Origin of the sequence: Streptomyces sp. WELS2 (assembly GCF_013870595.1) — a bacterium.
In the GTDB taxonomy this organism is placed as follows: Bacteria; Actinomycetota; Actinomycetes; order Streptomycetales; family Streptomycetaceae; genus Streptomyces.
Map to the genome: position 1 here is coordinate 1 of NZ_JACBWZ010000829.1, position 2,668 is coordinate 2,668.

1 protein-coding gene and 2 pseudogenes are annotated in these 2,668 nt (G+C 74.0%); 1 reads left to right on the plus strand and 2 read right to left on the minus strand.

Features of this window, described 5'->3' with window-relative positions; genetic code table 11:
- The coding region (locus H5J33_RS30445; protein ID WP_181798000.1) for an RICIN domain-containing protein at nucleotides 1–1,616 on the minus strand (1,616 nt) is incomplete at its 3' end.
- 366 nt (nucleotides 1,617–1,982) lie between these two features.
- Between H5J33_RS30445 and H5J33_RS30450 the strand changes: the two are divergent.
- Nucleotides 1,983–2,309, plus strand: a pseudogene (locus H5J33_RS30450) (Rieske (2Fe-2S) protein); the annotation flags it as partial.
- A gap of 35 nt (nucleotides 2,310–2,344) precedes the next feature.
- On the opposite strand, the pseudogene H5J33_RS30455 reads toward H5J33_RS30450, so the two are convergent.
- Nucleotides 2,345–2,668, minus strand: a pseudogene (locus H5J33_RS30455) (phosphodiesterase); the annotation flags it as partial.

The window sequence follows — 2,668 nt, forward strand, 5'->3', positions numbered from 1 at the left end:
ACCAGGCGGTAGGTGCCGGGGGCGGAGGAGTTCGCGAGCACGAACCACTGCTGCCCCACGGCCGGTCCGCCGGCCGGGGCGGCGGTCACCGTGGGCCGCGCTCCCCAGGCCCGGCCCGCGGTCCGTGCGGAGTCCACGCCCAGCAGGCGGCCGGTCGACGCGTTCGCGATGGTGAAGGCGCCGTCTCCCGTCGGGGTGAAGGACCACGACTCGCGGGCGGAGCCGGTGGGCCGGGCGAGCGAGGTGACGGCGGAGCCGCCGGACTCCTGGGCGAGGATCCGGCCGGTGCCGGCGGCGATGCGGCGGCGGCCGGTGTCCACCGGCGGGGCCGTGGGCGAGGCGGGGTCCACGGTGATGTCGGCGTACTCGCCGGAGGAACCGTGGGAGCAGCCGAAGGAGCAGTAGGCGCGGAAGGTCCGGCCGAGGACGGCGGAGCCGGTGCGGCTCACGGGATCCAGGAACCAGCGGTACCAGGAGGCGGTGGTGTAGTCGCCGGTGTCGCCGATGAGCTGCCACTTCTGGGTGGCCAGGTCGTCGGTGGCGTACAGGTACTGGGGGGCGCGGCCGCTCTGGTCGACGGCCTGCGGGGTGCCGATGTACCGGCCGAGGTGGGCGTCGTAGGCGATGTTCATCACGAACAGCGGTGAGGTCGGGGGCATTTTCCCGGCCGCGATCTGCTCGGCGGCGGTGCCGGTACCGGCCGGGTCGTACTCGGACTCGACGGGGGTGTAGCCGGTGGGGTGCGCGTCGTCGACGGGGACGATGTTGCTCTCGCGGCCGCCGGTGCCGGGTTCGGTCCAGGCGCCGTCGTACCACTTGCGCCAGGAGCCGGGGGCCATCTTCGCGGCGATCGGGGCGCGGGCCACGTGTTCGTGGAAGGCCTTCCACCCACCGCTCTTGTCGACGATCCGCGAGCCGTAATAGACGTAGAAGTAGCCGGAGGAGATGTCGGTGAACAGGCGCTGGTCGCCGTCGCCGTAGGAGTACGTCTCGTGCGGGAAGGCCGTGGTGTCCCCGCGCCTGGTGCTGTACGGCGAGGTGAGCACATGGTCCTTGATGGTCCAGGTGCGGCCCCGGTCGGTGGAGACGGCGTAGTCGACGGCGTCGTAGTGCAGTCCGTCGCCGAAGGGCCGCGGGGTGAACTCGTTGTGCACCAGGCCGTACCAGTCGCCGGTGTCGGGGTCGATCCACACGCCGGACAGGTCGCAGTAGTTCTTCTGCGCGTATCCGGAGCCGCCCGGCGCGTATGTCGCCTCGCGCCCGGTGGGGCTGTTGTTGCAGCGCCAGGTGGTGTCGTCGTTGCGGTCGGCGGGGTTGTCCGGGTCGGCGGCCTCGCCGAGAGTGCGGTCGAAGGCGGCGGTGTCGAAGTCCTTGCCGGTGTAGAAGTCCCAGACCCGGGGGTCGTCGGCGCCGTACAGCGCGGCGGACTGCTGGTAGTGGAAGGTGCCGTCGCGGTCGGTGAACGCGGTGGCGGGGGTGTCGGTGGGATGCGGGAACGGTACCGGGGTGCCCACGGTCACGGTGGGGCGGGCGTCGGCGGGGGACGCGGTGCCGCTGCCCAGGACCAGGGCGACGGCGGCGGCCACGGCGCCGCCCGCTCGGATCGACAGTCGCACGGTAGCTCCTAGTTGCCTGAGGGCCGGTCGCACGGAACGATCCGGGCCCGGCCCCGCCACGGCAATGGACTCCCGTCCCCCGCCTCTTGCACTTTCGCGCGCCGGCGGCCCGGTTCACGCATCCGGCTCGGGGCCGTCCGGCCCGGGCGGGACGGCGGACAGCGGGATGTCCCAGGCGAGTTGGCGCACGAGGTGTTCGTCGGGTCCGGCCGGGCGCGCCGTCGCGGGGCCCCCGGTGTTCCGGGTGAGGGCGCCGCTGACGGTGATGTTGCGCTCCGCCCGTGGCCGGCGGTGCCGCTCGTACGCGGCGCACGCGTCGCCCGGACCGGTGGCTGCTGGAACTGGTCACCGAGCAGTTGCCGCTGCCGCCCGGCACGACGCGCCGTGGACGACGTCCCGGTCCTGGTCGTGCGCGAAACCGACGGAACCTTCCACGCGCTGGCCGACCGGTGCAGCCATCTCGCCGGACCGCTGTCCGAAGGCACCCTCGAGGACGGCTGTGTCCGGTGCCCCTGGCACGGCAGCGTCTTCCGTCTCGCGGACGGCTGGAACGTACACGGCCCGGCCACTTCTCCGCAGCCCGTCTTCGACACACGCGTCGTCGACGGCCACCTCGAGGTGCGCCTGCGGGACGGGGACCAGGCGCAGCACGACCGGGATCCGGGCCCGGCGCAGGACGAGACGGCCCGGTGAGCCACCCGCTGCGCCCGGCCGCCGGGCGCAGACGCTCAGCGGCGGCCGGACCTCGACCCCCGGTACGCCGCGCGCCGGACGGCGGCGAGCGCGGGACCGGGGGTGAAACCCCGGGCGTCATGCTCGTAGATGTCGAAGCCCACGCTCTCCTCCGGCCCGACCGGCAGAGCGGAACGTACGGTGAGCACGGCGAACGGCCGCCAGGGACGGCCGGGTTCGGCGGCGCACAGGTCGAAGACGAGCGGTCCGGCGGCCAGCGCCCGCTCCAGGCTCGCCGGGTCACCGTGCACCGGGGCCCGCCCGGACCGGCGGGGGAAGGCGGCCAGGGCACAGGAGCGACCGCCCACCCGGTAGGACAG